Origin of the sequence: Bradyrhizobium sp. CCGB01, assembly GCF_024199795.1 — a bacterium.
Classification (GTDB): Bacteria; Pseudomonadota; Alphaproteobacteria; order Rhizobiales; family Xanthobacteraceae; genus Bradyrhizobium.
Genome location: NZ_JANADK010000001.1, coordinates 5,733,423 through 5,757,329, shown reverse-complemented (window position 1 = coordinate 5,757,329; position 23,907 = coordinate 5,733,423). Strand labels below are relative to the sequence as shown.

Sequence of the window (23,907 nt, the reverse complement as noted above, 5' to 3'; positions counted from 1 at the left end):
GCGCAAGCGGCCGGGCGCTCTTGACAGTCAGTCGCATTCATCAGATATTTCTGTTATGACAGAAATAACCGGAAAGAAGAAATTGCCTGCCGCCGTCGAGCGCTTCATCCTGCATTGGGGCGACATGGGGGACGGGTGGGGCGTCAATCGCTCGGTCAGCCAGATCCACGGGCTGCTCTATCTCGCCGAGGCTCCGATGACGGCCGAGGACATCGCCGACACGCTCGGCATGGCGCGCTCCAACGTCTCCAATTCGCTGAAGGAGCTGCTCGCCTGGAACTTGATCCGGCGGGTGCCGATCCTCGGCGACCGCCGCGATCATTACGAGGCCGAGACCGACATTTGGGAGGTCGCAGCGAGGATCGCGGCGCGCCGCAAGGAGCGCGAGCTCGACCCGGCGATCACAGCGCTCCGGGCCTGCGTGTCCGATGCCGCCGACGATCCGACCATCAATCCGGTCGCGAGCAAACGGCTGAAGGAGATGCTCGCCTTCACCGAGCTCGCCGACCACTGGTTCATGCAGATGCTGAAGGTGCCGCGGCCGCGGCTGGTCGCCTTGATGCGGCTTGGCGAGAAGATCGCCAACCTGCTGCCGCTGGGCAAGGCCAAATAGTTCTGAGGAGGGTACGATGACGTCGGCTCGATTATCAGGCTCCAGCGCATCTCCCTCCACTCACACCAAACTGCTCGACGATCGCCGCTTCCGTTCGCTGCTGTCGGACGAGGATTGGGGCCGACTGCCGCTCGCGACCTGGCGGCGCTTTTCCAAGCGCGTCGCCGATGGCGACAGCGTCGTCTATGTCGGCGTGGTCGACGAGTTAGCCTTCAGCGACATCGGCTGGTGGTTCGCGCAAATCGCGCGGCTGATCGGCGGGCCGCTACCCACGGGGCGCGACACCGGCGTGCCGATGATCGTCACTGTCACCGAGGACGGTGCGACCGGCGGCCAGACCTGGACCCGCATCTGCGCGCGCAAGCGTGGCTTTCCGCAGGTCATCCACTCGGCCAAGCGCTTCGCCGGTCCGACCGGGCTGGAGGAATATGTCGGCTTCGGCGTGTCCATGGCGCTCCGCATCGCGGTCGAAGGCGAGACGCTCACTTTCCGCAGCGCCGGCTACGGGCTGCAGCTCGGGCGCCTCTGGATCCCACTGCCGCAATGGCTCACGCCCGGCGATCTCACGGTGACGCATCGCGACCTCGGCGAGGGTGCGTTTCGCTTCACTCTCGACGTCATTCATCCGCGTTACGGCGCGCTGATCCACCAGTCCGCCGTGTTCAGGGAGGCCGTGTCATGACCCCGCTACTGTGGACGCTCATCGCCATCCAGATCGTGATGGGTGTGTTCGACACTTTCTATCACCACGAATTCACCGAGCGCCTCGCGTGGCGCCCGTCGCAGCGTTTCGAATTGAAGCTGCACGGCACCCGCAACATGCTTTATGCGCTGCTATTCCTGCTGCTCGGCTGGCTCGAGGTCTACGGCGTGTTGGCGCTCTTGATCGTCGCGGTGCTGGTCGCCGAGATCGTCATCACGCTGATGGATTTCGTCGAGGAGGATTTGAGTCGGAAGCTGCCGCCGAGCGAGCGGATCAATCACACGCTGCTTGCGATCAACTACGGCGCCATCCTGGTGCTGCTGCTGCCGGTGCTGATCGACTGGGCGATGCGGCCCTTCGGCGTGACGGTCGTGTATCAAGGCCTGCTCAGCATCGCCGCAACCGCCTGCGCGGTCGGTGCTGCGCTCTGCGGCATCAGGGATTTTGCCGCGATGCGCCGTCTCGGCCGCATGCGTAGCGTTCCCGCCGCCGGGCTCGTCGAAAAGCTCACCAGTCGCAAGACCGTGCTAATCACCGGCGCGACTGGCTTCATCGGCAGCCGTCTTGCTGCGAGCCTCAGCGGGACAGGGCACCACGTCATCGCGCTGATTCGCAATCCTGCCAAGGCCGAGATGTTGCCGCCGCCGGTCACGCTGATCACCAGTCTCGACCAGCTCGCTTCGGATACGCCAATCGACGCCATCGTCAACCTCGCGGGCGAGCCGATCGGCAACGGCCTGTGGACCGAGGCGAAGCGCGCGAAGATCATCGGCTCGCGCATCGACATGACCGGTGAGGTCGTCAAGCTGATCGCGCGGCTCGACCAAAAGCCGGACGTGCTCGTCAGCGGCTCCGCGATCGGCTGGTACGGCCTGTGGGCCGACCAGGTGTTGACGGAGTCGGCCAAGTCTCACGCCTGCTTCAGTCACGAGCTTTGCGCGGCCTGGGAGAAGGCGGCACGGGCCGCGGAGGAGCTTGGCGTCCGCGTCGTCAATTTGCGCATCGGCCTCGTGCTCGGCACCGAGGGCGGCTTCATTACGCGCATGCTGACGCCGTTCGAATTCGGCCTCGGCGGCCCCATCGGCACCGGGCGGCAGTGGATGTCCTGGATCGAGCGCGACGATCTCATCAGGCTGATCGCCTATGTGATGGCGACGCCCGATCTCGCCGGCCCCGTCAACGCCACCGCGCCGATCCCCGTCACCAACGCAAAATTCACCGAGGAGCTCGGCCGCCGTCTGCACCGGCCCGCAGTGTTTCGCATCCCCGGTGGCCTGTTGCGCCGGATCGGCGGCGGCTTTGCCGACGAACTCCTGCTCGGCGGTCAGCGCGTGCTGCCGAACAAGGCGCTGAGCCGCGGTTTTGTGTTTCGGCACGAGACGCTGCGCAGCGCATTCGAGGCGATCCTGTGAGCGTTCGCGGCATCAACCCGCCACGCTCCGGAATGTCGCCGCGACCGCGCGGAGCGCTGCGAGCTTTGCGGGATCGCTGACCTTCGAATGCAGCATCACCTTCGAGCTGCCGAGTTTTGGCAGCTTGTGCGCGGGTCCGATGTCGATAAGTCCTGCCGGAGCAATCCGCCGCGCCAGTGGCGCCACAGCCAGGCCTGCAAGGGCGGCCGCGACCACCGCGGTCACGCCACCGCCGACAAAGCGCTCGCGCCAGGCGGTGCCGGCCTTGTCCAGCGCGCGCACGGCGACGGCGCGGACACCGCAGGGCGGGGCTAGTGTTGCGAGCGGCAGCGCTTCACCTTTCGGCAGCGTGAAGCGTCGCGATGCGAACCAGCCGAACTCGTCCTCGGTCAGCTTCTCGCCGCCGCGGCGGCTGCCTTCCTGACGGACGATCACCGCATCGAGCTCGCCCGCGTCATAGGCATCCTGCATCTCGCGCGAGAAGCCGATGGTGACGGCCAGCGTGAGGTTCGACGACATCGCGTGCAGACGTTCGAGCAACGGCACCAGCTCGGGGCCTGCCGCGTGGTCGGAGATGCCGAGCGAGAGCGACTGCGCGGCTGGTGCCTCACCTGACAGCGCGCGGTCATGCGCCGTCATCAGCGCGCGGGCGCGATCGAGGAAGCTGGCGCCTTCGGCGGTGAGCCGGACGGCGCGCGGCGAGCGCTCGACGAGGCGCTTGCCGAGCAATGTCTCCAGCCGCTGTAGCTTTAGGCTGACCGCCGCCTGCGTCGTGCCGAGCGCTTCGGCGGCGCGGGTAAAGCTCTGGAGGTCGGCGACCAGCAGGAAGGCCTGGACGGTGGCGATGTCGAGGATTGGTGTCATTACGCATGCTTATCACTGGTATCAATAGAGATAAGATACCAAAATGACGAGGGGAGGTCTAGTTTCTCACCAACGCCGTGCAAGACCTGCGCAGCATCTTGAGGAGAACCACCATGCCCCTGATCACCGTGTCCTACACCTCGTCCCGCCGGTCGCCGTCGCTGAAGGCCGACATTGCGAGCGCCGTGTCCGAGCTCACTGCAAAAATCCTGCACAAGGATCCCAAGGTGACCGCCATCATCGTCAAGTCCGTGGACGCCGATGACTGGTTCGCCGGCGGCAAGTCGCTCGCCGAGCAGAAGCTCGCCAGCTACTGGATCGACATCCACGTCAGCGAAGGCACCAACACCAAGGACGAGAAGGCCGCCTATCTCGCCGCGATGTTCAAGCGCATGGCCGAGATCCTGGGCCCGCTGCATCCGGAGACCTACCTGCATGTCGACGAGGTCAAGGGCGACGCCTACGGCTTTGGCGGCCTGACCCAGGAGCGGCGCTACATCGCCGGCAAGCTCGAGGTGCCGCTCAAGGCGGCGTGAGATGACAGCCGCGGGTGAGGCATCTCGCCCGCGGCCTGATCGTCAGCTCGCCGCGCGGAACTGAACCTCGGAATTGTTCAGGAAGCACGTCTTGTCGAACAGTTTTAGATCCAGCGGATTCGGCAGCCTGACATCGCCGAGATCAGGGCAGGGCTTGACGGCGGGATCATAGGACCGGTCGATTTGCGAGATGAAGACGACGATCAGCCCCTTGTCGCGCGCGAAGGATTTCAGCGCGCGAACCTGAACGGTCAGATCAGGGTTTTCCCGCCTCTGGTCGAGCAGTTGCAGATAGTCGATCACCACGACCGTACCGCGAGGGGCTGCGGCCATTTGCTTGACAACGTAATCGGCGCAGATGACGTCGGAGCAATCGACCTCGAAGAGTCCGCGGAATTGCGCGGGGTTCGCACCGATCGCCCGCAAGCGGTTCAGGACGTCCTTTTCGGTATATTCGAGCGAGAAGAACGCGGCGCGGCGGCCCGACTTCATGGCCTCGACGGCGAGTTCGAGGCTCATCAAGGTCTTGCCTTGGCCAGGGCGCGCCCCGACCAGCACCAAGTCCCCCGGTTGGAATTGTGGAAACAGCCTGTTGGCCGGCGTCAGTGCGGCGGCCTTTGCCGCCAGCATGCTCCAGGCGGAAAACCCTTCGCTCGCAGCAATGCGGTCGAGCGCATCGTGCAGCGGAATGCCTTCCTCGCGCGACAAGCGCTTCGCCTTACGCTTCAGATGATAGATCGGCGCAGACAACTTCACGGAGAGAACCTCCCATTGCGAGCAGAAAGCGCAATCCCTCCTTATGCCTGGCGCTCGAACAGTCGGTCCGATGATCTCATCGCCCGGCATGATCTGTACTTTCCCGGCGGAGGGGGGAGGCGTGGGCGGCACCTGGCTCAAGCATAGCCGATTCCCCGGCGAGCGGAGACGCGCACGGTTCCGGCTGAAACAGAAAAAGTGCTAGGCGGCCGCTTCGGGCAATAGTGCGCGTGTCGGCCCGAACAGCTCCTCGAACGCCTGCCGGAGCGCGACGTCGACGTCGGCGATGGTCACGAGCTGGCCGAGATCCACCAGCGAGGTGACGCCATAACGGGGATCGGCAACGCCGCAGGGCACGATGCCGGCGAAATGGGATAGCTCGGGCTCGACATTGATGGCGATGCCGTGGAACGAAACCCAGCGCTTCAGCCGGACGCCGATCGCCGCGATCTTGTCCTCGTGCCCGACGCCCTTGTCGGGCCGCTTCACCCAGACGCCGACCCGGTCCTCGCGCCGCTCGCCGCGGACGTTGAAGGCGGCGAGCGTGCGCAGGATCAATTCCTCCAAGCTCGCGACATAGGCCCGGACGTCCGGCCGGCGGCGCTTGAGGTCGAGCATGACATAGGCCACCCGCTGGCCCGGCCCGTGATAGGTCAGCTGCCCGCCGCGCCCGGTGGCAAAGGTCGGGAATCGCGGATCGAGCAGGTCGGAGTCCTTGCCGGAGGTCCCGGAGGTGTAGAGTGGGGGGTGCTCGAGCAGCCAGACCAGTTCCGGGGCTTCGCCCGCCGCGATTGCGGCGACCCGCGCCTCCATGGCGGCCACCGCCTCCGGATACGGCACGGGCGCGTCCGAGATTCGCCATTCGACGGGCTCACCGCCGGCGGCGGAAAACGGCGTCAAATCGAGGTCTTGGCGGGGGTTTTGAGGCGAATTAACCATTGGCTAACCATAACGTGGTGATGATCGCAGGCGCAAATGCCAAGTCCTTTGGCTTAAGTCCCAAGTTGCGGCGGTCCTGACAGTGCCCACTCTCGACAAAGTCACCGTGGATCTCATGGTCGTCCTCGGGACGACCACCATGCCGATCCATCAAGTATTACGTCTTTCCCGCGGCGCCATCATCGAACTGGACGCAACCGAGGCCGACGAGGTCAAGGTTCTGGCCAACAACCTGCCGGTGGCCTCCGGCGTCGTGCTGGTCGACCGCAACCGGATCGCGGTTGAGGTCAAGCAGATGCTGCCGCGCACGGCGGGCACGCGGTAGCGGCCCGGGGACCCGGTAGGGCCCGGGGCAGGCGGTTGCGGCCGAGGCACCCGATAGGGCCGATCCGGGGGGAGCGGCAGAATTTTCCTGCAAAGCTTGTGGAATTCGGGGCCTTTGCAGGCTTGTACCCCTCTGATGGATTTGTTAGATCGGCGCCGTTGATCCGGTTGGCCCTCAAGCCTAAAGCCGGCATCCCCTAAGCGCTCGTGGCGGAACTGGTAGACGCGCTGCCTTGAGGTGGCAGTGAGTAAAATCGTGGGGGTTCGAGTCCCTCCGAGCGCACCAAGGGAAGAGAGGCGCGAAGAATCTTTCTGCGATCTTCGACGCCCGCCTTGTTGGCACTGCCAATCCTGGAATGTGCCCCCGCTGATCCCTGATGTTCGATCTCTCGGCCGGGGGGCGCTCCGTCGTCGCGATAAACGTCCGCGACCTGCAGTCACTGCGGCAAGAACACCAGCAGCGAGGCGCCCGCGGCGACACATGCAATGCCGGCAGCACGCGCGATCCATCGTCCGACCGGAGTGAGTTTCTCCAAAAGGACAAGCAGCGCCAAAAGCGCAATCCAGAGCACGTTCATCACCCCGCCGACGAACAAAAGCGCCATCAAAACCCAGCAGCAGCCGACACAATAGCCTCCGTGCCGAAGCCCCAGCAGCAGGCAGCCTCGCCGGTCGCCGCGAAAGCCGCCGTGGCGCATCAGGAACAGAAACGGCGACTGGCATTGGGCGAGACAGACGTCCTTGAGCGGTGTCCATTGATAGACTCCCGCCGCGATCAGCACGATGGCGCCGAGCAGGTTGCTGGCGATCGCCATCCGGGAATCGAGCAAGGCGGCCCGCTCGATCACCCATTGCAGAAAGGTGGCCGCCAGCGAAAAGCCGCACCAGGCGAGGAGATAACCGGCCGCAAACCAGCCGGTCGCGGCGAACGGCTTGCCCTGCGCTTTGCCCTGTCGACCCACGCGGGCGTACATCAGGATCATGGGCGCGGCCGAGGGGGCCATCATTCCGATCATCATCACGGCCCACATCAGCAACACATACGCGAACTCGATCGCTCGCCATGGCTCGTTGGCCGGCAGCATGATGCCGATCCCGGCCGGGATCATGCGGAACCCGGTCATGTCCATGCCGCCCATGTCCATGTCGTTAGCGAGCCAGATCACATAGCTCCATGCCAGCGCGACAATGACGCCGATCGCGCCGCCGACAATCCAACGATCGCGCCGGAGCACGGTTTCCAGAGGGCTGTCCGTCATTTGCGATCGACGTTGCTGGCCCTGACGCTGGCCGGTATCGGGAGCTTACATCACGCCTGGTTCGACCAGCGGATCGGCGCATAGAGGCCGTTCTTGCCGGAATTATCCCAGTGCATGCCGTGATCGCTGAATGTATTGCCGGGGGCGCCGACGGCCATCACCATGGCGTCGGGGCTGACCGGATGACCGATGTTTGCCCACATCTCGCCGCTCGGATGCATGGTTGGTAAGGGATCGACGGACATGTGCAGGATGCCGGGGATTTCCGCGGACCGCGTCTTGCCGTTGATCCGGAACGTGATCGGGACCTTGCGCACGCCCAGGTTCTTGCTGATCAGCGGTGTGAACGCGGCCATCGGACCACCGGCGGCGCCGGTGAAGATCGCAGCTAGAGCCTCGGTCTGCTCATCGTTGGCGCGCTGATCGATATAGGCGGCCACCGACCAATCTCCGTCTGCCATGACCCCAGGTGCTTGGAGGATAACCAGGACATTGAGTCCATCGAGCTCGATGTCGCCATAGCGGCCGCTTTCGACGTGGAAGATCAGCGGTACGTTACAGAAGCCTTCGGTCGGTCGCGCGGTCAGCGGGGGAGCCGCCGACACGAGGCAGGGACACACGATGCTGCAACTGCAATTTTCGAAATAGTCACCGGAAAGGTGCCATGGGACATCTGCCATCGCTCTCTCCCGCTAGGCCGAACCCGATAGTTTGCTTTCGAATGAGCTACGTGTAGTTGAAAGTTACGCTTCGTGGGGAAGCGCCGCAAGCCGATTCCACTATCGAAATACGTTGAGGAAGGTGAGCTAGTGCCGGCAGATTTCAAAGGTGCGCACCTCTACTCGGCGAAGCGGAGTGTGAGCCTCGGCCGACTTGCTGGAAGAGCACCCTATCAGCGGAAACGCACCTAACTCTTTACCGATTTCCGCAAGCCATTGAAATCGCACCAGATGCGACCGCCCTCCGAGCGCGCCAGCCTCGAAGATCCTGATCTGACGCGAAACGGCCCCCACGGGCCGCTCAGCCGTATTCGTCGCCGATCCCGTATTCCCGGTAGATCTCGAGCGGATCTGCCTCCGGAAACAGGCGACATTTGGCCTGGGCGAGGTGCAGGCTCACGGCCGACGGCTCCTTGCCGTTCGCCAGCATTTTGCGGATGTCGTCCATATGCGCGCTCGGCTGGTGCTTCGGCTCGAGCTGCTCGAGCGCGACCAGCGCGGTCGCAAGCGCCTCGGTCAGAACCCAGTCGTCGTGGCCGGTGATTCCCTTTTTCGGCATCGGCAGACCCCACATGCGGTGGCTGAGCCAATCTACCGTAGCTTCCAGCGAATCTCCATCGAGCTGCTGGCAACCTCTCGTTTACGTGGAACGCGCAAGCCCCTGGGCTCTCCCTTGCATTATGACCGCGCGTGGCTAAAAGGCGCCCGGCGATCGTATCTTTGTCGAAATTAAGTTGGCGTAGACCGGGTCGCATCGCTCAGGGCTGGAGCCAGCATGGTCTTTCTTAGCTTCGTCTACCGTTTCGTGACCAACTTCGCGTTCATGGCGATGGTCTATTTCAGCCTGAACTTCATGGAAAAATACCAGAACCGGGCGATCCTCGCGATCCTGGTGCTGGTCTATGCCGGCATGCGTGCCGCCTCAACGCTGCGTGCGTTCTATTTCTTCCAGAAGATCGAGAAGCTGGAGGCGGAGACGAAGCGCCTGCAGGCTCCGATCAATGACGGTTCGGGCGGAACGAGCGCGCGCAAGCAGGTCGTGGCCGACGTTGCCCGGCTGCGCCGCGACGGCGAGCTGAAGTCCTATATGGACCTGTTCTTCCTGGCGCTGATCGTGCTGCTCTGCGTCGCCAACATCATGCGGCAGTGACGACGACTTAGGCGCGCTTCTTCACGCCGGTCGCGACGCGGGTCGAATGCGATGCGGGGCCCTTGGGCGCAGCGCTCTTGGCCTGCGCCGTATGCTTCGGTGCGCCATGGGCCGCATGCGCGGCGCGGGCAGCGTGCGGCTTGCCGGCCTTTCCCTTGGCCGCACGGGGCGTCTCGGACGCCATCGCCAGCCGCGTCGCCGCGCGCCGCGACAAGGTCGTCGACAGCAGGACTTCGAGCGAGCCCTCGGGAATGGCAAACAGATCGGGGCCGGGCACGGGCAGGGAGGATGCGACGTCCACCTGCGCCTTGGTCCGGCGCGGCAGCAGCGGCTGATGCTCGGTCTGCGCATTGAGGTCGGCCAGCGAGGGCGCCGGCAGCGTTTTGGTCTGCGTGAACACGAAGCTGGGCACGGAGGGCCAGCGTGCGATCGGCACGGTCTCGGTCGGCGGATGCAGCAGCCATTCCACCGCCGTGGTCGGCGTCGCCGGACGGTCCGCGGTCGCCGGCACCACATGCACGATGCGATAGCCGCGCGCCTTGAGGTCGCGGATGATCTTCGGCAGCGCCGCGACCGTGCGGGCCTGGATGTCGTGCAGCAGCAGGATGCCCTTGCCCTTGGCTTCCAGCCGCTGCATCGCGAGTTGGTAGACGCGGTCGGACGACACATGGCGCCAGTCGTCGGCCGGGAAATCGGCGCTCCAGACCTGGATGCCGCGCGAGATCAGAAGGTTCTCGACGCCTTCGGCGCGCATCAGGCCGGGAATGCGGAAGAACGGCGCCAGCTTGGACGGATCGGTCATCGCGGCCGAGGTCCACGCGATGCCGCCGTTGATCTGCGTCTCGGCCTTGTCGAGCGGCATCCGGTCGAACGTCAGCGGATGGTTCATGCTGTGCGTGCCGACGGTGTGGCCCGCCGCCACCAGCTTGCGCACGCCTTCCGGGTTCGCCTTGGCCTGTTCGCCGATGATGAAGAAGGTCGCCTTGATGCACTCGTCGGCGAGCATCTGGAGGATCTGGTTCGAATATTTCGGCAGCGGACCGTCGTCGAAGGTCAGGACGACTTCATGGTCTTTCAGCGGCAGCGTCTCGCGGTACTGCATGGTGCCGATGCGCGGATGCTCGCGCGGGTCGACCACGAGGGTGCGGGATGTTCCGAGCGCGTCGGGATGACCGGGGCACTCCGCCGCAAGGGCCGCCGGCGAACCGACGACCAATAGCCCCAGACAGAGGACGATCCACGATCGCGTCCGAAGAACAACGCTACTTCCGATCATGAACCTCGTCTTCCTCCTTACGCGGTTGCCGCCTTAGTAGGTCGGAGATGCCCAGAAACGGTTCAGGCGCAATACCCCCTGCATCTTTGCATGGCGTAGCATGAACAGACTGTTAATGGGGCTCAAATCACCCCATTTTGCGACGCCGTGACATTACGGCATCAATGCGCGTCGGCGTTCTTCTGTGATGCGCCCGCCGGCACCACGTGAACCACGCGATAGCCGTTCTCCCTCAGATACCGCAGGAAGGCCGGCATGATAGCGGCCGTGCGCGCCTTGGGGTCGTGGAAGAGGATGATGCCCTTGCCGGCGGCGGCAAGGCGCTCGGTGACGAGCTTCAATTCCTGCTCCGGCGTCATCTCGTTCCAGTCGCTGGCCCAGAGGTCGGCCCCGAACACGACGATGCCGCGCGACTGGAGCAGGTCGAGCTGCGCTTGCGTGTGTTCGAAATAAGGGAAGCGGAAGAACGGCGTCGAAGGCGTCGTCGTCGACACGCCCTTGAGGGCCATCTCGTCGGCCGCGATGCCGCGGTCGATCTCGCTCTTCGCCTTCTCGAACGGGATCCGCGCCATGAACGGATGCGACCATGTGTGGTGGCCGATGCTGTGGCCCTCGCGCGCGATGCGCTTGACCATCTCGGGCTGCTGCGAGGCGTGCAGGCCGATCAGGAAGAAGGTCGCGCGCACGCATTCCTGCGCCAGCGCGGCCAGCACCTTCGACGTCGTCGGCGGGTTCGGGCCGTCGTCGAAGGTCAGCACGACCTCGTGATCGGCGAGCGGCAGCGTCTGCGGAAAGCTCTTCAGGCCCACACGCGGCGTGGTCCTGGCATCGACGCTCAGAACGCGCGAGGTGCCGAGCGCGTCCTTGCGCGGGCACTCCGCGGCATCCGCCGAGGCGACGCCGGCGAGGGCCGCGAAGACCGCGCTCACCGAGATCGACGTCCATTTCAGCCGAAGCATCTTTGCCATTGCGCTCGCAGTTCGCTTGTGGGTATTGCCTGACCGTCAGCTCAGACCACTCGTTCCAACCTAGTCAAACGGCGAGGCGCGCCATGGATGAACATATGGACGGTGCCCCATCCGCCGAGGCCTCGGTACTCGACCACGTTCCGATGCGCAATGAAGACGGCGAAATTCGTCACGAATTCGTCGAGGAGATTGCCCATGCGATCGAGGCCGGCGACAGCGCCGCGCTGCGCGCCTGCGTCGCGGAGCTGCATGAGGCCGATCTCGGCGATCTGATCGGGGCCCTCGAGCCCGACCATCGCGTTCGCCTGGTCGAGTTGACCGGGCGCGACTTCGACTTCTCGGCACTGAACGAGCTCGACGAGGGCGTGCGCGAGGAGATCCTCGAGGAGCTGCCGCCGGAGACGGTCGCGGAGGGCGTCCGCGAGCTCGAATCCGACGACGCGGTCGAGCTGCTGGAAACCCTCGACCAGGCGGAGCAGGAGGAGATCCTCGAGAAGCTGCCGTTGCCTGAGCGCGTCGCGCTCGAGCGCAGCCTGCTTTATCCCGAAAATTCCGCCGGCCGCCGGATGCAGACCGAATTCATCGCGGTGCCGCAGGATTTCACCGTCGGGCAGGCGATCGACTACATGCGCGAGACGCCGGATCTGCCAGACCGTTTCTACGAGATCTATGTCGTCGACAGGGACCAGCATTGGCAGGGCGCGGTCTCGCTCGACGTCCTGCTCCGTGCCCGTCGTCCCGTGGCGCTTGCCGAGCTGACCGACGAGGATCGCCGCCGCGTCTCCGTCCTGGAGGACCAGGAGGAGGTGGCGCGCATGTTCGGCAAGTACAATCTCGTCGCCGCGCCCGTGCTCGACACCCAGGACCGCCTGGTCGGCGTCATCACCGTCGACGACGTCGTCGACGTGATCGAGGAGGAGGCGGACGAAGACCTGAAGGCGCTCGGCGGCGTCACCAGCGATGAAGAACTCTCCGACACCGTGTTCACGATTGCGCGCGCGCGGTTCAACTGGCTGCTGGTCAATCTCGCCACCGCCTTTCTCGCATCCTCCGTGCTCGGCCTGTTCGAGGGCCAGCTCGAGAAGATGGTCGCGCTCGCGGTGCTGGCGCCGATCGTCGCAAGCCAGGGCGGCAATGCCGCGACCCAGACCATGACGGTCGCGGTGCGCGCGCTTGCGACGCGCGAGCTCGGCTCCTCCAACGCCTGGCGCGTGGTGATACGCGAAGGCATGGTCGGGCTCGTCAACGGCCTTGCCTTCGCCGTGATCACGGGCATCGCGGCGGTGGCCTGGTTCAAGATCCCGGGCCTCGGCATCGTCATCGGGCTGGCGATGGTGTGCAACCTCATCGCCGGCGCGCTCGGCGGCATCCTGATCCCGATGGCGCTCGAACGTGTCAGGGCCGATCCGGCCGTGGCCTCGGGCACGTTCGTCACGACGGTGACCGACGTCGTCGGCTTCTTCTCCTTCCTTGGCATCGCGACGCTGTGGTTCGGGTTGAGGTAGGGGTGTTCGGACGCATCTCTCCCCGTCATTGCGAGCGCAGCGAAGCAATCCAGAATCTCTCCGCGGAAAGATCCTGGATTGCTTCGTCGCAAGAGCTCCTCGCAATGACGGGGGTTGGGCCGGGGGCACCCTCACTCCCGTGTCCCGGGTTACGGGGCCATCTTTAATCCGAACTTAAGCGACCTGCCGCATCATCGCTCCGCTTGGGGGAATGAACATGCGGTTGCGGCTGAAGGCGGACGGACGGGTCGTCGAGTTGCGGGATGGACAGGAATTTCCGGTCCAGCCGTCGGCCAATGCTGCGCAGGGCGACACCAGCTCGCTCGCGGTGCGCGACTTGCGCCGCCGCGCCTGCCTGACCCAGATGGAGTTCGCCGCCAAGCTCGGCGTTCCCGTCGAGACCATCCGCAACTGGGAGCAGGGCAAGCGCGCCCCGCGGGGACCGGCCCGCGCGCTGCTCGCCGTGATCGCGCATGCGCCGGATACGGTGTTCCAGGCGCTCGCCAAAGCCTGACGTCAAGTCGTGACGTCGAGGTCTGACGCGAACCTCCCGTTAGCATTGCCCTGAAGATCCGGCCCGGCGGCCGGCGTCGTCCGTTGGCAGTGTCACGGACGGGGTCCATAATGACGCCTGGACGATGATTTGGGGCGATCGCAACAGAGAGGATTCCTCATGCTGTTCGTCGAGGCCAACGGCGCAAGGATACCGGCGATCGGGCTCGGGACCTGGGAGCTGAGCGGGCGCACCTGCGCCCGCGTGGTCGAGCAGGCGCTGCGGCTCGGCTATCGCCACATCGACACCGCGCAGGTCTACGACAACGAGCGCGAGGTCGGTGACGGCTTGCGCGGCTCCGGCGTGCGCCGCGACGACATCTTCCTCACTACGAAGGTCTGGACCAACCATTTCGCGCCCCACGATCTCGAACGCTCGGTCAAGGAGAGCCTCGCCCGGATGCGGCTCCCGTCCGTCGATCTCCTGCTCCTGCACTGGCCCAATTCGCATGTGCCGCTGGAGGAGACGCTGGGTGCGTTGTCGCATGCCAAGCGGATGGGCCTGACCCGCCACATCGGCGTTTCCAACTTCACGGTGGCGCTGACCGAGCAGGCGGTGGCGCTCTCGCCGGAGCCGCTGGTCTGCAACCAGGTCGAATATCATCCTTATCTCGACCAGACGAAGGTGAGGGCGACCTGCAACCAGCACGGCCTCGCGCTGGTCGCCTACAGCCCGATCGCCAAGGGTCGCATCAAGACAGATCAGACGCTCGCGGCGATCGGCCGCGCACATCGCAAGACACCGGCGCAAATCTGCCTACGCTGGCTAGTGCAACAGAACGTGTCCGCGATCCCGCGCACCTCGCGCGTCGAACGGTTGTCGGAAAACATCGATATCTTCGATTTCGAGCTCTCTGACGACAAGATGGCCGAGATCGCTGCGCTGGCCAATCCCAAGGGCCGCCTGACCGATTTCGGCTTCGCGCCGAAATGGGATTGAGGGGGCACCGCGGTATGCTAACAGCAGGGCGGCAACCCAAGATCGGTCGATGGAACTGCGGAAGATCATACGGACGGACATTGCAGCGTCGGCGATCGCGCATCTGACGCTGGTGGCGCTGATCATCGTGATCAGCGAAGTCCGTCCGTTCCACGCCGCAGCGCCCGAGGCCGTTTCGGTCGACATCGTCACGCCGGAGCAGGTGAAGCAGGAGGAGGAAAAGGCCGAGGAGAAGGCTCAAGAGGAGGCGAAGGAGAAGCCGCCGGAGCCGAAACCCGACCTGAAATTGCCGAAGCTGGATTTCACCGACAAGGACAAGGCGGAAGCGGCGTCAAAGCCTGCGGCCAAGCAGCAGGCGTCGCCTGAACCTGAGAAGCCGACGCAACAGAAGCAGCCGCAGCCGCAACCCTCACAGGCGCCGAAGCAGCGCGAGGCCAACGTCCAGCCGCAGCCTCAACAACCGCAGCCGTCGCAACAGCCGCAACCGCAATCGCAGACGATGCCGCAACCGCCGCTTCAGGCGATGCAGCCGTCGCCGACACCGCAGCCTCCGATGCAGCCGCCGCCACCAGCGATGCCGCAGCCGCAGGCCGCGCCGCCGCCGGCGTATCAGGCACCGGAGCCGGACGTCACCGTCAAATACGGCGTCATGCTGGGCCTGCCGCCTGAATTGCCGACGGATTTGCCGAAAGACGCGCCCAGGGACGATGGCGGCGACGCCAAGGATTCAATCGCGGCCAAGCTGCCGGCCGAAGTCATCGCCGCGCTTCGTCGCCATTTGCGAAGCTGCGCCAGGCTGCCGGCCGGGGTCAGCCCGACCGACTCCGTCAACATCAAGCTGCGCACGCTGTTCGCCACCAATGGAACGCTGGCGCGCGAGCCGATCCTGATCGAAGCCCCGCCATCCGCGAAGGGCGTGGCCCTCGTCAAGTCCGCGATGGCCGCGCTCCAGGCCTGCCAGCCCTACAAGATGCTGCCGGCCAATCTGTACGACGAATGGAAGATCTTAGATCTGCCATTCAGCCCACGGGATTTCGGCGGATCGTAGCCCGGATGGAGCGCAGCGCAATCCGGGGTCGCTGTTGCGCCGCGAGGACGCGAAGGTGCGTCTGCGAGTGGAGACGCGAATGAGCGCACGACGGCGATGCATTTTGGTCCGTCGCTGCGCTCGCAATGACGAGGAGGAGAGTGAGAGCGCATCAATGACCGCGCTTCAGCCCCTCGCCACCCTCCACCGCCTCCGGCGCCATCGCCGCCCAGGCACTCGACGCGAACTGCCGTCGCCACGTCACCACCACCACCACCGCCGCCGTGGTCACGAACAGCACCCAGGGGCTGACGAACCAGCCGAGATAGCCGAGCGCGAAGAAGAAGGCGCGCTGGCCGCGGTTGAAATGGCGGCCGGCGGATTCGAACAGGCGAGAGGTCCGGATGACATGAGCTTCGGCTTCGGGCGTGTCGCGCCGGTCGGCCGGCGGCATGCCGCCGAACAGGATCGCGACATAGTTGAACAGGCGATAGGCCCAGGCGAATTTGAAGAAGGCGTAGACGCAGATCAGCACCAGGCCGACGCATTTCAGTTCCCACAGCGCCGGCGTGGGGCTGAGGTCGATCGGCAGCTTGCTCAGGATCGCGATCGCGTCGTTGGTCGCGTGCAGCAGCGCCAGCGCGCCGCCGAGCGCGAACAGGCTGGTGGAGGCGAAGAAGGCGGTGCCGTTCTGGAGCGAGGCCATGATCTGCATGTCGACCATGCGGGTGTCGCGGTCGAGCAGGCGGCGGACCCAGACCTCGCGATAGCGGTTCATGCGCGCCGACAGGCTGTCGCGGCCATAGGCTGAGTGCTCCAGCGTCAGGGCATAGACCAGCCATTCGATGATGAAGAAGCCGACCGCCGTGATGTCGACCCAATGCCTGCTCATGTCGCTCTCCTCGCGCGGATCGCAACGATTGCCACGCATGCATTGGCACGGCAACGATTGATTGGGGGCAGGCGATGGCGCTAAAAGCAGCGCATCCAGAGCACGCAGGGAAGGACCAGCGACATGGCAGCGCTCAAGCTCGCGATCGGCAACAAGAACTACTCGTCATGGTCGATGCGGCCATGGCTCGCACTGCGTGCTAACGACATCCCGTTCGTCGAGACCGTCATTCCGCTCTACACGGACAATCCCGCGGACAAGGATCAGATCCTGTCCTTCAGCCGCGCCGGCAAGGTGCCGGTACTGGTCGACGGCGACATCACGGTGTGGGATTCGCTCAGCATCATCGAGTACGTCGCCGAGCGCTACCCGGAAGTGAAGCTGTGGCCCGACGATGTCGCCGCCCGCGCCCACGCCCGTTCGGTGTGCGCCGAGATGCATTCCGGCTTCATGGCCTTGCGCAACGAATGCGGCATGAACCTGCACCGCCCCGTGGGCGCCGTGACGCTGTCGGCGGATGCCAAGGCCAACATCGCGCGCGTGCAGGAGATCTGGCGCGAGTGCCGGGCGCGCTACGGTGCCAGGGGTCCGTTCCTGTTCGGCCGCTTCGGTGCGGCGGATGCGATGTACGCCCCGGTCGTGCACCGTTTCCGCACCTATGCGATCGAGGTCACACCGGAGACAAAGGCCTACATGGACACGATGATGGCGCTGCCGGCGTTCCAGGAGTGGACGCGCGACGGGATCGCCGAAACGCTTCGCATCGCGAAGTTCGAGGACGCCTAACCCGCGAATGTGATCGGGCGCCGCTTGACGATGAGTAAGCCGGCGGCGCTCAATCTTGGTAAGGGCAACAAGAGGGCACGGCCATGGGAATCCTGGACTCGCTGGAGAACAACCCCGCGCTTCGCAGCGCGCTCGGCCAGCTCGGTGCCGCCGTCTTGCCCGCCGTGCTGAACGAGGTGCTCGGCAGCAACAATCAGGGCGGCCTCAGCGCGATCGTCGCCAAGCTCCAGCAGTCCGGCTTCGGCGACCAGGTCAAATCCTGGCTCGGCAACGGCCAGAACCTGCCGATCTCGGCCGACCAGCTCCGTGCCGTGCTCGGCAGCGACACGGTCCGCCAGCTTGCCGCCCGCTATAACATCCCGGTCGACCAGCTCGGCCAGATCCTTGCCCAGGAACTGCCCAAGGCGGTGGACCACGCGAGCCCGGACGGCCATTTGCCCCATACCGCCTGAAGGGGGCGGTTCCGGCGGCATCATCGGCTAGCCGGTTCGCCGATTATCGTCCTGAAAACACTGCGGGATTAGCCCATTAGCCAGGCCTGCATACCGCTGGCCAAAACGCCGCATCGCGTGCTATAGAGCGGGCCGGGTTTTCAGCCGGTCCGTCGCAGTGGGACCCTGGGCACGGCCGGCGCTGTTTGAGTGATGGAGATGGGCGTTGAAGCATAAATTCCCCGTGGGAACGCGCGTGTTGTTCACTGCCAGCAACGTCGCGCGCCCGGCTGCGAGTGGCGCATACGAGATCATCCGCCTGCTGCCGACGGACGGCGACGACTGCCAGTACCGGATCAAGAGCTCGACCGAAGCCTTCGAACGCGTCGCCAAGGAAAGCCAGCTCGCTCAATCCTGACGGATGACGGTGCCGCGCGTTGACATCGCGGACGAATTTGCTTCGCTCGCCGTCAAAAGGCCCCCTTCGCCTCGACAAGGTGAGCCGGGGGCAGTTGCCGAGTCGCGGTGCTAGCTTTGACCATTCGCGCATTGCTCGCGTGAGGGGACGTCGCGCATGAACTGGGCATCGGCCACTTCGTTCGACCAGATATGGCATTCGCAGGGCCTTGCGATGTGGATGACCTTGGCCGCCGCCGGCTTCTTCGGACTGATTCTCCTGGTTACGGTGCTGCGCGCCGAAAGGTCGGTTGCCAACGGCGCGCTGACTGTCATCGCGCTGCTTGCCATTGCCATCGCGCTGGCCGCCACCGAGCGTGCATACGGTCCGGCGGAGCAGGCCGCCCCGGTCGAGGCGCGCACGCAGACGGCGGTCATCGCCAGCCTGCCGGCGCTGTCCTGTCTCGACGATCTCGCCGGCAACGCCGTGGCGATTGGCTGCGAGAAGGCGCTGTTCGGCTCGCCTGACGCGGCGGCTGCGGCCGTCTCCTACACCGCCGCCCGGATCGACCGGCTGACTGCGCTCGGCGACGCCGCGACCGCCGAGAAGAGCCTGACGCTGGACATGAAGGTGTTGCGCAAGGCGCTGGAGCATGATCGCTACGGCCTCGTCGCGCAGGTGCTGGTCGCGCGCGACGGCTGCACGCAGTTCGACTGCCCCGCCTTCCGCTCCCTGACCGATCAGCAGCGGGTCGCTGCCAACATGGATTCCCATCTCTACGACACGCTGGTCGCGCGCTATGCGCCGACCTGGAACGCGCCCGCAACGGGACCGGCGATGCCAGCGATGCCGGCCACTGCGGCGCTAGCCGGGATGCCGCCGTCGATGCCAACGGGCAAGCCGACCAATGCTGAGTTCCCGAGCGCCTCATCGACGCCGCCGGTGAGCATCATGAATCCGGAGCCGCCCACGGCGTCGGCGCGCCAGGCGGCGCCAGGCGCAGCGTCGGCGCCGCGCGCGTCCGCTCCGACCTCAACGCAGGCCGCAGCTCCAGCGGCGCCGGCTGCGAAGAAGCCGCCTGCGCCGAAGGCCGCGCGTGCGCCGGCCGCAGCACCGGTTCCGCTCGCGCCGCCGCCTCCGGCCCCGGCTCCCGCGGCTGCGGATAACGAATAGTTCGGCATTCCAAATGCGTGGCCGCCCGGCTAATGCTGGGGCATGCCGCTACACCTGATCAAGCTCGCCGTCGGCTGCGACTCCGTCAAGGAATTGAAGGGGTGGGTCGCCGAACGGATGCAGACCGCCAAGAAGAAGGGTCTGCCGCAACATCACATCCACATTACCCGCATGGTGCCCAAGCGCGACGCCGAGATCCTGTCGGGCGGATCGCTCTACTGGGTGATCAAGGGCGAGATCGCCGCGCGTGAAAAGATCATCGGCATCGAGCCGTTCCGCGACAAGGACGGCATCGGCCGCTGCCGGATCGTGATGCAGCCGAAGGTGATCATGGTATCGCCGCGGCCGATGCGCCCGTTCCAGGGCTGGCGCTATCTCACCGACGATTCCGTGCCGTCCGATCTCGGCAAGTCGGCCGCCGGCTCGATCGCGGCGATGCCGGAGCCGATGCGGCGCGAGCTGCGCGATCTCGGACTGCTCTGACGCGGCCGTCTACGGCGGCGTGACGATGTGCAGCCGCGCCCAGTCTGCGGGCGGCATCACGATCGGACGTCCACCGTCGCCAATGGCGTCGACCATGTCGACCAGCTCGGGCTCGACGCCCATCTCGAGCAGGTACTTGCGATACTGCTCGCCAAAGATCACGGTCAGGCTCTCGCGCTGGTCGGGCGCCACGTTGGGCGCGCGCCGGTTGCGGATGGAGCGGCCGGTCAGCACCACCGTGGCACCTTGCGGGAGACTGCGATGCACGCCGCCGGCGAGCATGAGGACGCATGCGAAATCGCAGGCCGGATCCGGCAACGTCACCTTGGCGTCGAGCGGCCTGCCCGGGCGCTTCAGCGTAAAACAGTCTGCTTCCGGCTTGCCGGTGCAGGCCTCGACCTCGGTCGCACCGACCGTGGCATCCAGGCCGCGGTCGCGCAGGATGCGGCCCATGCTGACCGCGACATTGAGGTTGGAGCCGCCCCAGCTATGGATGACGAGCGGCAGCTTGTGACCGACTTGGCGATCGAGGATCGCGATCAGCCGCTTGTAGCTGTCCCATTGCACCGTGCCCTCGGCCGCGATCCAGTCAGAGCAGCCCGGCCCGCAGGCACCGGCAGGGCCGTGGGCGACATAGAAGATCATCGCGTCCGGCGGCGACCCATACAGGCCGATCGGCTGGCGCTGTTGTGCTTGCGCGGCAGTGGCGGCGACGAGCGCCAGCACGCCGCTCACGATCATTGTGCGGATGGATGACATGCCCTGCCGGTCGGCTCGCTTCCTCATGCCGATCATCCATCCGGGCGGGGGGGCGCGCAAGATCGGCGCGGGCGTTCACACCGCGATATTGTCGATCAGCCGGGTCGTGCCGAGCTTGGCCGCCACCAGGATCCGCAAAGGGCCGTCCTTGCGCGAGAGGACCGGCGCCAGCGTCTCGGCATGGCGCGCCTCGAAATAGTCCAGCGCAAAGCCGGCCGCTGTGATCATCCCGGCGCCGCGCGCCATCGCAGCTGCGATCGCTTCGCCGGCGCGGATGCGCCCGGCGCTGTCCTTCATGGCGCGGTAAAGTGTGGTCGCGGTCAGCCGTTCCTCCGGCGAGAGATAGACGTTGCGCGAGGACATCGCGAGCCCGTCGCGCTCGCGCACCGTGCCGGAGCCGGTCACCTTGACGCCGAGATCGAGGTCGCGCGCCATCTGCGTCACCACCCGCAGCTGCTGAAAGTCCTTCTCGCCGAAGATCGCGACATCCGGCCGGCACTGCGTGAACAGCTTGCCGACGACGGTGGCGACGCCGCCGAAGAAGTGCGGCCTGAAGCGGTCCTCCAGGCCGGCCAGCGCCGGTCCCTCCGGTACGATGCGGGTCGCAAAGCCCTCCGGATACATCGCCTCGACCCCCGGGTGCCAGACGATGTCGACGCCCTCGGCTTCGAGCTTGGCGATGTCGGCCTTCCAGGTCCGTGGATAGGCGCCGAAGTCCTCGGTCGGGGCGAACTGCGTCGGGTTGACGAAGATCGACACCACGACGCGACTCGCGCGCCGCTTGGCGAGGCGCACTAGCGACACATGCCCGTCATGGAGCGCCCCCATGGTCGGGACCAGCGCGATCGTGGCCTTTCGCTTGCGAAGATTGTCGACGGCGCGTCGCAGGGTGGGGACCGTGCGGGCGATCAAGGGGCTTCGTGACATCAGGACTCGACTGGGTTGGATTGGGAGGTGGGCGCGTCCCGGCGCCCGGCCGGCTAACCTTAACAAGCGGCGATCGTGGACGCCATGCATGCGGATGCGGCACAGCATCCCGCGCGCGGCCGCGCACGACGTCGCGACGGTGTGGGCCGGATCACGGACGAGAGAAGGCGCCGCGATTCATGTTGAAGAACTGGCGCGCTGCGATTTGCATTTGCTGTCACGCATTTCACTTGACCGCAGACGCGGCCAACTCGAAGATATTCGTCAGGGGTGTTGAGGATCGCAATGCTTGTGCAGGCTAGCCAAGGCCAATCCGGCGCGGCGCATGTCGTCGTGCTCGGCAACGAGAAAGGCGGCTCCGGCAAGTCGACCACCGCCCTGCACATCGCGGTCGCGCTGCTGAAGGCCGGCCAGCGCGTCGCCACCATCGACCTCGACTGCCGTCAGCAGAGCTTTACCCGCTACATCAGCAACCGTTCCGCCTGGGCGCGCCGCACCGGCCTCGGCCTCGAGCTGCCGGTGCATCGCTGCATCAAGCTCGGCGAGACCATGCAGATCGCCGAGAACGAGAACTCCGAGTTCCTGCAATTCATGGAGGCGGTCTCGGCGGTCGAGAGCAGTTTCGACTTCATCGTCATCGATACGCCCGGCACCGACAGCTACCTGATGCGCCTTGCGCACTCGATGGCCGACACGCTGGTCACGCCGATCAACGACAGCTTCCTCGATTTCGACGTGCTCGGCACCGTCGATCCCGCCAACTATGCGGTGACGGGCGAGAGCCACTATGCCGAGATGGTGCGGGATGTCAGGCGCAAGCGGCGCCAGCTCGACGGCTCCAGCACCGACTGGATCGTCGTGCGCAACCGCCTGTCGATGCTCGGCTCCCGCAACAAGCAGCTCGTCGCCGAGGGCCTCAAGGATCTGTCGCTGCGGCTCGGCTTCCGCTACGTCGACGGCTTCGCCGAGCGCGTCGTCTATCGCGAATTTTTTCCACGCGGCCTGACCGCGCTCGACGAGATCGACGAGGCCACGCTCGGCATGCGGCCCAATCTTGGCCATCTCACTGCGCGGGAAGAGGTGACGGGCCTGCTCCGACAGCTCAAGCTGCCGCTCGACGAGCGCGGCCGCCGGCGTGCGGCAAATCGCGCCGAGTGGTTCAGCCAGGTCGACAAGCCGCTTGAGGTCCACGACATCCTCGGCGCCTGAGGCGGTATAAAGCTACTTTCAGTCGCCCTGAGCGGTCGGTTCGCAGGGGAACCGGGCCGGCGTTCGGTCGTTTTAACCCTGCATTCACTGCGAAATTGAACCCAATCGAGACTGGTTGCGTCGGATGGTGACCTGCACCTCACGTAGCCGTCCGAGAACGGGATGCCCAACAAACGTGTGCGACGCACAATGAAAGGGCTGCCAGTTCACAATATTTGGCCTTCCTGTCACGCCGCTGTGACATATATTAGGGAATAGGCGACCAGGGGCCGAAGAGCCCCGGAACAACACGATTTTCAACAGGGATTCAGGCCGCAAGAGCCTGAGGCTGAGGACGAAAATGAAGCGTGGAATTGCCGTTCTGGTTTCGGTCAGTGCCCTCTGCGGCGTCGCCTATTTCACGGCGAGCAAGTGGGCCATCAAGCACGAGACCATCACCTTCTACGACGCCTCGCGCGACAACCGTCCCGTGCCTGTCGATATCGCGGTCCGCCGCGACAAGGAAATGCAGGCCAACGCCGGCATGATCACGCTGCCGGTCGCCGTGATCAATCACGGCAACACTGTCAAGAATACCGAGTACGGCTTCCTCGCCAACATCTTCGCGGCGCGCGGCTATATGGTCGTGAGCCCGCAGCATGATTTGCCGACAGATCCGCCGATGGTGACCAAGCCCGGCGAGCTCTATGTCGGCCGGCTGCCGCAGATCCTGCGCGGCGTTGCCAACATCCATCTCGCCATGCAGGAGATGAAGAAGGTTCAGCCCAACGCCGACTACGACAGGGTGACGATGGTCGGCCACTCCATGGGCGGCGACATCACGATGTATTTCGCCAAGCAGTATCCGGATGAGGTCAAGAAGGTCGTCACGCTCGACAATCTGCGGGTGCCCTTCGTCACTGCCGGCAAGTTCAAGATCCTGTCGTTCCGCTCGCAGGATCCGCAGTTCAAGACCGACGCCGGTGTGATCCCGACCGATGAGGAATGCGAGAAGGCCGGCATTCAGGTCGTGAAGACCGAATTCCAGCATAACGACATGCGCGATACCGGTCCGGATGCGGCCAAGAACTCGATCCAGGGCATGCTCGACAAGTTCCTGAACGACTCCGACAGCGCGGTGGCGCCCGTCGATACGCGTTCGGCCCCGCCGAAGATCCTGGAGCCCGGTCCGGTTGCTCTGATGGCGCCCGCCAAGAGCTGAACCCGACAAGAGCTGAGCCCGACACCGCTCCGATCGTCATCACGACTTCAAAGCCTCCGCCGGCATCGGCCGCGGAGGCTTTGCACATTGACCGGGCAGCATGCGC

At 65.3% G+C, this 23,907-nt stretch carries 28 protein-coding genes and 1 tRNA gene; 18 read left to right on the top strand and 11 right to left on the bottom strand.

What is annotated here, in order from left to right; genetic code table 11:
• Nucleotides 1–55 precede the first annotated feature (55 nt).
• Genes NLM25_RS26735 through NLM25_RS26725 form a run of 3 tightly spaced genes read left to right on the top strand, consistent with a single transcriptional unit; the run spans nucleotide 56 to nucleotide 2,728 of the window.
• On the top strand, nucleotides 56–613 hold the full coding sequence (locus NLM25_RS26735; protein WP_212486519.1) for a GbsR/MarR family transcriptional regulator: 558 nt from the start codon (nucleotides 56–58) through the stop codon (nucleotides 611–613).
• Nucleotides 614–629: 16 nt separating this feature from the next.
• Entirely contained in the window at nucleotides 630–1,295 is a 666-nt protein-coding gene (locus NLM25_RS26730; protein WP_254120337.1) for a DUF4166 domain-containing protein, read from the top strand.
• Complete coding sequence (locus NLM25_RS26725) at nucleotides 1,292–2,728, top strand: TIGR01777 family oxidoreductase (protein ID WP_254138971.1); 1,437 nt, start codon at nucleotides 1,292–1,294, stop codon at nucleotides 2,726–2,728. The genes NLM25_RS26730 and NLM25_RS26725 overlap by 4 nt, the downstream gene beginning before the upstream one ends.
• A gap of 12 nt (nucleotides 2,729–2,740) precedes the next feature.
• Here the strand turns inward: NLM25_RS26725 and NLM25_RS26720 are convergent, their stop codons facing one another.
• Nucleotides 2,741–3,592, bottom strand: coding sequence for a LysR family transcriptional regulator (locus NLM25_RS26720; RefSeq protein WP_254138970.1), 852 nt, complete (start codon nucleotides 3,590–3,592; stop codon nucleotides 2,741–2,743).
• A gap of 113 nt (nucleotides 3,593–3,705) precedes the next feature.
• Between NLM25_RS26720 and NLM25_RS26715 the strand changes: the two genes are divergently transcribed.
• Nucleotides 3,706–4,128, top strand: a complete 423-nt coding sequence (locus NLM25_RS26715; protein ID WP_254138969.1) for a 4-oxalocrotonate tautomerase family protein — start codon at nucleotides 3,706–3,708, stop codon at nucleotides 4,126–4,128.
• Nucleotides 4,129–4,170: 42 nt separating this feature from the next.
• Here the strand turns inward: NLM25_RS26715 and NLM25_RS26710 are convergent, their stop codons facing one another.
• Together NLM25_RS26710 and lipB are read right to left on the bottom strand one after the other, a co-directional pair.
• Nucleotides 4,171–4,884 (bottom strand): DNA helicase, encoded by a 714-nt coding sequence (locus NLM25_RS26710; RefSeq protein ID WP_254138968.1) that lies wholly within the window; start codon nucleotides 4,882–4,884, stop codon nucleotides 4,171–4,173.
• A gap of 201 nt (nucleotides 4,885–5,085) precedes the next feature.
• Nucleotides 5,086–5,823, bottom strand: a complete 738-nt coding sequence (lipB, locus tag NLM25_RS26705) for a lipoyl(octanoyl) transferase LipB (protein WP_254138967.1) — start codon at nucleotides 5,821–5,823, stop codon at nucleotides 5,086–5,088.
• A gap of 82 nt (nucleotides 5,824–5,905) precedes the next feature.
• Here lipB and NLM25_RS26700 point away from each other — a divergent pair, with 82 nt between their 5' ends.
• A complete protein-coding gene (locus tag NLM25_RS26700) occupies nucleotides 5,906–6,148 on the top strand; it encodes a FliM/FliN family flagellar motor switch protein (protein WP_035714832.1) in 243 nt (80 codons plus the stop codon).
• 200 nt (nucleotides 6,149–6,348) lie between these two features.
• Nucleotides 6,349–6,433 (top strand) — tRNA-Leu (locus NLM25_RS26695).
• A 151-nt stretch (nucleotides 6,434–6,584) separates the two neighbouring features.
• Here the strand turns inward: NLM25_RS26695 and NLM25_RS26690 are convergent.
• From NLM25_RS26690 to NLM25_RS26680, 3 genes are all read right to left on the bottom strand, one after another.
• Nucleotides 6,585–7,406: a DUF2182 domain-containing protein gene (locus NLM25_RS26690; protein ID WP_254138966.1), complete on the bottom strand. Its 822-nt coding sequence runs from the start codon at nucleotides 7,404–7,406 to the stop codon at nucleotides 6,585–6,587.
• Between the two features lie 50 nt (nucleotides 7,407–7,456).
• A complete protein-coding gene (locus tag NLM25_RS26685) occupies nucleotides 7,457–8,086 on the bottom strand; it encodes a DUF1326 domain-containing protein (RefSeq protein WP_254138965.1) in 630 nt (209 codons plus the stop codon).
• Nucleotides 8,087–8,426: 340 nt separating this feature from the next.
• The gene (locus tag NLM25_RS26680) at nucleotides 8,427–8,684 is read right to left on the bottom strand and encodes a hypothetical protein (protein ID WP_254120329.1); all 258 of its coding nucleotides are present in this window, start codon (nucleotides 8,682–8,684) and stop codon (nucleotides 8,427–8,429) included.
• 216 nt (nucleotides 8,685–8,900) lie between these two features.
• Here NLM25_RS26680 and NLM25_RS26675 point away from each other — a divergent pair, with 216 nt between their 5' ends.
• Nucleotides 8,901–9,275 (top strand): hypothetical protein, encoded by a 375-nt coding sequence (locus NLM25_RS26675; RefSeq protein ID WP_254120328.1) that lies wholly within the window; start codon nucleotides 8,901–8,903, stop codon nucleotides 9,273–9,275.
• Nucleotides 9,276–9,282: 7 nt separating this feature from the next.
• On the opposite strand, the gene NLM25_RS26670 is transcribed toward NLM25_RS26675, so the two are convergent.
• On the bottom strand, nucleotides 9,283–10,551 hold the full coding sequence (locus tag NLM25_RS26670; protein WP_254138964.1) for a polysaccharide deacetylase family protein: 1,269 nt from the start codon (nucleotides 10,549–10,551) through the stop codon (nucleotides 9,283–9,285).
• A 161-nt stretch (nucleotides 10,552–10,712) separates the two neighbouring features.
• Nucleotides 10,713–11,519: a polysaccharide deacetylase family protein gene (locus NLM25_RS26665; RefSeq protein WP_254138963.1), complete on the bottom strand. Its 807-nt coding sequence runs from the start codon at nucleotides 11,517–11,519 to the stop codon at nucleotides 10,713–10,715.
• An 83-nt stretch (nucleotides 11,520–11,602) separates the two neighbouring features.
• On the opposite strand from NLM25_RS26665, the gene mgtE reads away from it, so the two are divergent.
• The 4 genes from mgtE (at nucleotide 11,603) to NLM25_RS26645 (ending at nucleotide 15,564) form a co-directional block, all read left to right on the top strand.
• A complete protein-coding gene (gene mgtE, locus NLM25_RS26660; protein ID WP_254120325.1) occupies nucleotides 11,603–13,024 on the top strand; it encodes a magnesium transporter in 1,422 nt (473 codons plus the stop codon).
• 211 nt (nucleotides 13,025–13,235) lie between these two features.
• The gene (locus NLM25_RS26655; protein ID WP_254138962.1) at nucleotides 13,236–13,538 is read left to right on the top strand and encodes a DNA-binding transcriptional regulator; all 303 of its coding nucleotides are present in this window, start codon (nucleotides 13,236–13,238) and stop codon (nucleotides 13,536–13,538) included.
• A gap of 159 nt (nucleotides 13,539–13,697) precedes the next feature.
• A complete protein-coding gene (locus NLM25_RS26650; protein WP_254138961.1) occupies nucleotides 13,698–14,516 on the top strand; it encodes an aldo/keto reductase in 819 nt (272 codons plus the stop codon).
• 49 nt (nucleotides 14,517–14,565) lie between these two features.
• On the top strand, nucleotides 14,566–15,564 hold the full coding sequence (locus NLM25_RS26645) for a hypothetical protein (RefSeq protein ID WP_254138960.1): 999 nt from the start codon (nucleotides 14,566–14,568) through the stop codon (nucleotides 15,562–15,564).
• Between the two features lie 151 nt (nucleotides 15,565–15,715).
• Here the strand turns inward: NLM25_RS26645 and NLM25_RS26640 are convergent, their stop codons facing one another.
• On the bottom strand, nucleotides 15,716–16,435 hold the full coding sequence (locus NLM25_RS26640; RefSeq protein ID WP_254138959.1) for a DUF599 domain-containing protein: 720 nt from the start codon (nucleotides 16,433–16,435) through the stop codon (nucleotides 15,716–15,718).
• A 123-nt stretch (nucleotides 16,436–16,558) separates the two neighbouring features.
• On the opposite strand from NLM25_RS26640, the gene NLM25_RS26635 reads away from it, so the two are divergent.
• From NLM25_RS26635 to NLM25_RS26615, 5 genes are all read left to right on the top strand, one after another.
• The gene (locus NLM25_RS26635; RefSeq protein ID WP_254138958.1) at nucleotides 16,559–17,221 is read left to right on the top strand and encodes a glutathione S-transferase family protein; all 663 of its coding nucleotides are present in this window, start codon (nucleotides 16,559–16,561) and stop codon (nucleotides 17,219–17,221) included.
• 83 nt (nucleotides 17,222–17,304) lie between these two features.
• Nucleotides 17,305–17,673: a YidB family protein gene (locus NLM25_RS26630; RefSeq protein WP_254124422.1), complete on the top strand. Its 369-nt coding sequence runs from the start codon at nucleotides 17,305–17,307 to the stop codon at nucleotides 17,671–17,673.
• 205 nt (nucleotides 17,674–17,878) lie between these two features.
• Nucleotides 17,879–18,070 (top strand): hypothetical protein, encoded by a 192-nt coding sequence (locus tag NLM25_RS26625; RefSeq protein ID WP_254120319.1) that lies wholly within the window; start codon nucleotides 17,879–17,881, stop codon nucleotides 18,068–18,070.
• 156 nt (nucleotides 18,071–18,226) lie between these two features.
• Nucleotides 18,227–19,222 (top strand): hypothetical protein, encoded by a 996-nt coding sequence (locus tag NLM25_RS26620; RefSeq protein WP_254120318.1) that lies wholly within the window; start codon nucleotides 18,227–18,229, stop codon nucleotides 19,220–19,222.
• Nucleotides 19,223–19,264: 42 nt separating this feature from the next.
• Nucleotides 19,265–19,705 carry a DUF1489 family protein gene (locus NLM25_RS26615; RefSeq protein WP_254120317.1) on the top strand — a complete coding sequence of 147 codons (441 nt, stop codon included), beginning with the start codon at nucleotides 19,265–19,267 and terminating at the stop codon, nucleotides 19,703–19,705.
• A 9-nt stretch (nucleotides 19,706–19,714) separates the two neighbouring features.
• Here NLM25_RS26615 and NLM25_RS26610 read toward each other — a convergent pair whose 3' ends face one another.
• Together NLM25_RS26610 and panC are read right to left on the bottom strand one after the other, a co-directional pair.
• A complete protein-coding gene (locus NLM25_RS26610; protein ID WP_254138957.1) occupies nucleotides 19,715–20,491 on the bottom strand; it encodes a hypothetical protein in 777 nt (258 codons plus the stop codon).
• 48 nt (nucleotides 20,492–20,539) lie between these two features.
• Nucleotides 20,540–21,391: a pantoate--beta-alanine ligase gene (gene panC / locus NLM25_RS26605; protein WP_254138956.1), complete on the bottom strand. Its 852-nt coding sequence runs from the start codon at nucleotides 21,389–21,391 to the stop codon at nucleotides 20,540–20,542.
• A gap of 285 nt (nucleotides 21,392–21,676) precedes the next feature.
• Here panC and NLM25_RS26600 point away from each other — a divergent pair, with 285 nt between their 5' ends.
• Together NLM25_RS26600 and NLM25_RS26595 are read left to right on the top strand one after the other, a co-directional pair.
• Nucleotides 21,677–22,600 (top strand): division plane positioning ATPase MipZ, encoded by a 924-nt coding sequence (locus NLM25_RS26600; protein ID WP_254138955.1) that lies wholly within the window; start codon nucleotides 21,677–21,679, stop codon nucleotides 22,598–22,600.
• A 340-nt stretch (nucleotides 22,601–22,940) separates the two neighbouring features.
• Nucleotides 22,941–23,801, top strand: coding sequence for an alpha/beta fold hydrolase (locus NLM25_RS26595; protein ID WP_254120313.1), 861 nt, complete (start codon nucleotides 22,941–22,943; stop codon nucleotides 23,799–23,801).
• Nucleotides 23,802–23,907: the final 106 nt, after the last annotated feature.

Bases quoted from the DNA above. Each gene is read 5' to 3' on its own strand.
- NLM25_RS26735 (WP_212486519.1), top strand. From the start codon at position 56: ATGACAGAAATAACCGGAAAGAAGAAATTGCCTGCCGCCGTCGAGCGC.
- NLM25_RS26730 (WP_254120337.1), top strand. From the start codon at position 630: ATGACGTCGGCTCGATTATCAGGCTCCAGCGCATCTCCCTCCACTCAC.
- NLM25_RS26725 (WP_254138971.1), top strand. From the start codon at position 1,292: ATGACCCCGCTACTGTGGACGCTCATCGCCATCCAGATCGTGATGGGT.
- NLM25_RS26720 (WP_254138970.1), bottom strand. From the start codon at position 3,592: ATGACACCAATCCTCGACATCGCCACCGTCCAGGCCTTCCTGCTGGTC.
- NLM25_RS26715 (WP_254138969.1), top strand. From the start codon at position 3,706: ATGCCCCTGATCACCGTGTCCTACACCTCGTCCCGCCGGTCGCCGTCG.
- lipB (WP_254138967.1), bottom strand. From the start codon at position 5,823: ATGGTTAATTCGCCTCAAAACCCCCGCCAAGACCTCGATTTGACGCCG.
- NLM25_RS26690 (WP_254138966.1), bottom strand. From the start codon at position 7,406: ATGACGGACAGCCCTCTGGAAACCGTGCTCCGGCGCGATCGTTGGATT.
- NLM25_RS26685 (WP_254138965.1), bottom strand. From the start codon at position 8,086: ATGGCAGATGTCCCATGGCACCTTTCCGGTGACTATTTCGAAAATTGC.
- NLM25_RS26680 (WP_254120329.1), bottom strand. From the start codon at position 8,684: ATGCCGAAAAAGGGAATCACCGGCCACGACGACTGGGTTCTGACCGAG.
- NLM25_RS26675 (WP_254120328.1), top strand. From the start codon at position 8,901: ATGGTCTTTCTTAGCTTCGTCTACCGTTTCGTGACCAACTTCGCGTTC.
- NLM25_RS26670 (WP_254138964.1), bottom strand. From the start codon at position 10,551: ATGATCGGAAGTAGCGTTGTTCTTCGGACGCGATCGTGGATCGTCCTC.
- NLM25_RS26665 (WP_254138963.1), bottom strand. From the start codon at position 11,519: ATGGCAAAGATGCTTCGGCTGAAATGGACGTCGATCTCGGTGAGCGCG.
- mgtE (WP_254120325.1), top strand. From the start codon at position 11,603: ATGGATGAACATATGGACGGTGCCCCATCCGCCGAGGCCTCGGTACTC.
- NLM25_RS26655 (WP_254138962.1), top strand. From the start codon at position 13,236: ATGAACATGCGGTTGCGGCTGAAGGCGGACGGACGGGTCGTCGAGTTG.
- NLM25_RS26650 (WP_254138961.1), top strand. From the start codon at position 13,698: ATGCTGTTCGTCGAGGCCAACGGCGCAAGGATACCGGCGATCGGGCTC.
- NLM25_RS26645 (WP_254138960.1), top strand. From the start codon at position 14,566: ATGGAACTGCGGAAGATCATACGGACGGACATTGCAGCGTCGGCGATC.
- NLM25_RS26640 (WP_254138959.1), bottom strand. From the start codon at position 16,435: ATGAGCAGGCATTGGGTCGACATCACGGCGGTCGGCTTCTTCATCATC.
- NLM25_RS26635 (WP_254138958.1), top strand. From the start codon at position 16,559: ATGGCAGCGCTCAAGCTCGCGATCGGCAACAAGAACTACTCGTCATGG.
- NLM25_RS26630 (WP_254124422.1), top strand. From the start codon at position 17,305: ATGGGAATCCTGGACTCGCTGGAGAACAACCCCGCGCTTCGCAGCGCG.
- NLM25_RS26620 (WP_254120318.1), top strand. From the start codon at position 18,227: ATGAACTGGGCATCGGCCACTTCGTTCGACCAGATATGGCATTCGCAG.
- NLM25_RS26615 (WP_254120317.1), top strand. From the start codon at position 19,265: ATGCCGCTACACCTGATCAAGCTCGCCGTCGGCTGCGACTCCGTCAAG.
- NLM25_RS26610 (WP_254138957.1), bottom strand. From the start codon at position 20,491: ATGAGGAAGCGAGCCGACCGGCAGGGCATGTCATCCATCCGCACAATG.
- panC (WP_254138956.1), bottom strand. From the start codon at position 21,391: ATGTCACGAAGCCCCTTGATCGCCCGCACGGTCCCCACCCTGCGACGC.
- NLM25_RS26600 (WP_254138955.1), top strand. From the start codon at position 21,677: ATGCTTGTGCAGGCTAGCCAAGGCCAATCCGGCGCGGCGCATGTCGTC.
- NLM25_RS26595 (WP_254120313.1), top strand. From the start codon at position 22,941: ATGAAGCGTGGAATTGCCGTTCTGGTTTCGGTCAGTGCCCTCTGCGGC.